This is a genomic window from Moorena sp. SIO3I6, from assembly GCF_010672095.1.
Genome location: NZ_JAAHHU010001012.1, coordinates 1 through 1,794 on the forward strand (window position 1 = coordinate 1; position 1,794 = coordinate 1,794).

The 1,794-nt window shown below is 41.5% G+C and carries 2 protein-coding genes; both read left to right on the forward strand.

The window, feature by feature from the left end; all coding sequences use genetic code 11:
* Positions 1–84: 84 nt before the first annotated feature.
* A complete protein-coding gene (locus F6K49_RS45520; RefSeq protein WP_293108792.1) occupies positions 85–267 on the forward strand; it encodes a hypothetical protein in 183 nt (60 codons plus the stop codon).
* A 92-nt stretch (positions 268–359) separates the two neighbouring features.
* Positions 360–1,168, forward strand: a protein-coding gene (locus F6K49_RS45525) for an IS5 family transposase (RefSeq protein ID WP_293108796.1) whose coding sequence is annotated in 2 segments (ribosomal slippage) — positions 360–737 and positions 740–1,168 — 807 coding nt in all. Because the reading frame shifts where the segments join, the coding sequence is not laid out codon by codon here.
* Positions 1,169–1,794: the final 626 nt, after the last annotated feature.

Consider the following 1,794-nt stretch of genomic DNA (forward strand, 5'->3'; position numbering starts at 1 on the left):
CCCACCCTACATCTACATCAACCTTCAAGGTTATTAATCCGTTGGTGGGCAGTGCCTAGCAACCCGATTGCCAGCTGATCTGATTTGTCTGGCCCACTGCCCACCCTACATCAACTTCAACCTTCAACTCTATCCGCTAGTTTTAATGTTGACCTCGATCCAGGACAGTATTATCTAAGCATTGATGGTACTGGCCAAGGAGACTTCGATACCGGATATACTGATTACGGCAGTTTAGGACAATACTCTATTAGAGCTGATTCCTAAAGAGAAAATAAAGGAAAACTGGACAGCGAGCAAAAGGAAGTAAGCTCAGCACACTCACCTCAATATTGCTAACTCTAGAGAAGAAAAGTTTGATGAGTCGTCTTCCAGAAGTTGCCAAACCACACCGCCGACTTTACCCTAGCGATCTCAGTGACCGAGAGTGGGAAATTATTAAACCGTTGTTACCGCTTCCCCAAGGATTTGGAAGACCTAGAACCGTAGACCTCAGAGAAATTCTCAATGGAGTCTTCTATGTACAGCGCACTGGTTGTCAGTGGGAAATGTTGCCCCACGATTTCCCCCATCACGGGACAGTATACAAATATTTCCAGAAATGGGAACGCCTAGGATATGGGCCGAAAATCCATGACACACTACGACACCAACTCCGAGAAAAGTTGGGACGATTTGAAAAATCAACAGTAGCGATCGCAGACTCACAGTCGGTAGAAACGACGGAAAAAAGGGGGAGGTGTACGGGTACGATGGCGGCAAGAAAGTCAAAGGTCGTAAACGCCATTTGGTAGTAGATTCTCAAGGTCTAATGATTGGGGTGTTAGTGACTGAAGGCAATGCCCCAGAACGTTTGGGAGCAGCTACAGTAATTAGCGAAAACTCAGAAGAACTTTCTCAGACAGAAATAGTTTGGGTAGATGGAGGATATTCGGGTCAGAACTTTGCACGGGTTGTTCGGCAACTCTGTGGGGCGGGTGTCGAGGTCATTAAACGTCTTACTGACACTTTTGAGATTTTACCCAAACGTTGGGTGGTTGAGAGAACTTTTGGATGGTTAAATCGGTATCGCCGTCTGAGCAAAGATTACGAGATGCATGTCGAGAATAGTGAGGCAATGATTTATGGGTCTCTAATTCGATTGATGATTCGTCGATTAGCCTCTTAATCTTTACTTTAGGAATCAGCTCTTATTGGTACGATTGCTTAAATCCTGCAATATTTAGCCTTATAAACTTTCCTCAACATCTTCCGGAGTCAAAGGGGATGTTGAGGATGTATAGTAATCCATAAGAGTTAATTTATAGCTAATTTATAGTAAATATAAACAGCTCAAATACCTTGACATATATTGATGTCAGGGAACAAGACTAAAACTAGACCAAATTCCTGAAATCATTCCAGCGCCATGATTATAGCTTACTTTACCAATCAGCTCTGAGAACTGTGATAATTAAGCGAATTTCGTTTAAAATTAAGAGCTGATAAACTTTGCTTACAAATATTACAAAAATTAGGGTTTTTTTATTACGCTGTAGATGTAGTAAAGCTCAAAAAAAATCCAGTTTTTAGGCTAATTTATATTTCTTTTCACAGAGAAAAAAAGTCAGGAGTGAATCATGGTTACTTTCGCGGATTTAGACACTTTCACCAGGAATTTCATCAGTCGCAATGGGGAGTTTAGGCTCTTAGACCGCACTGATGTGTTTAAGTTTAGGGTCTCAAACAACGGTCAAATTAAACTCAATCTATACAATATTAGTGCTGGTGATAATGCTAACTTCAGACTCTACC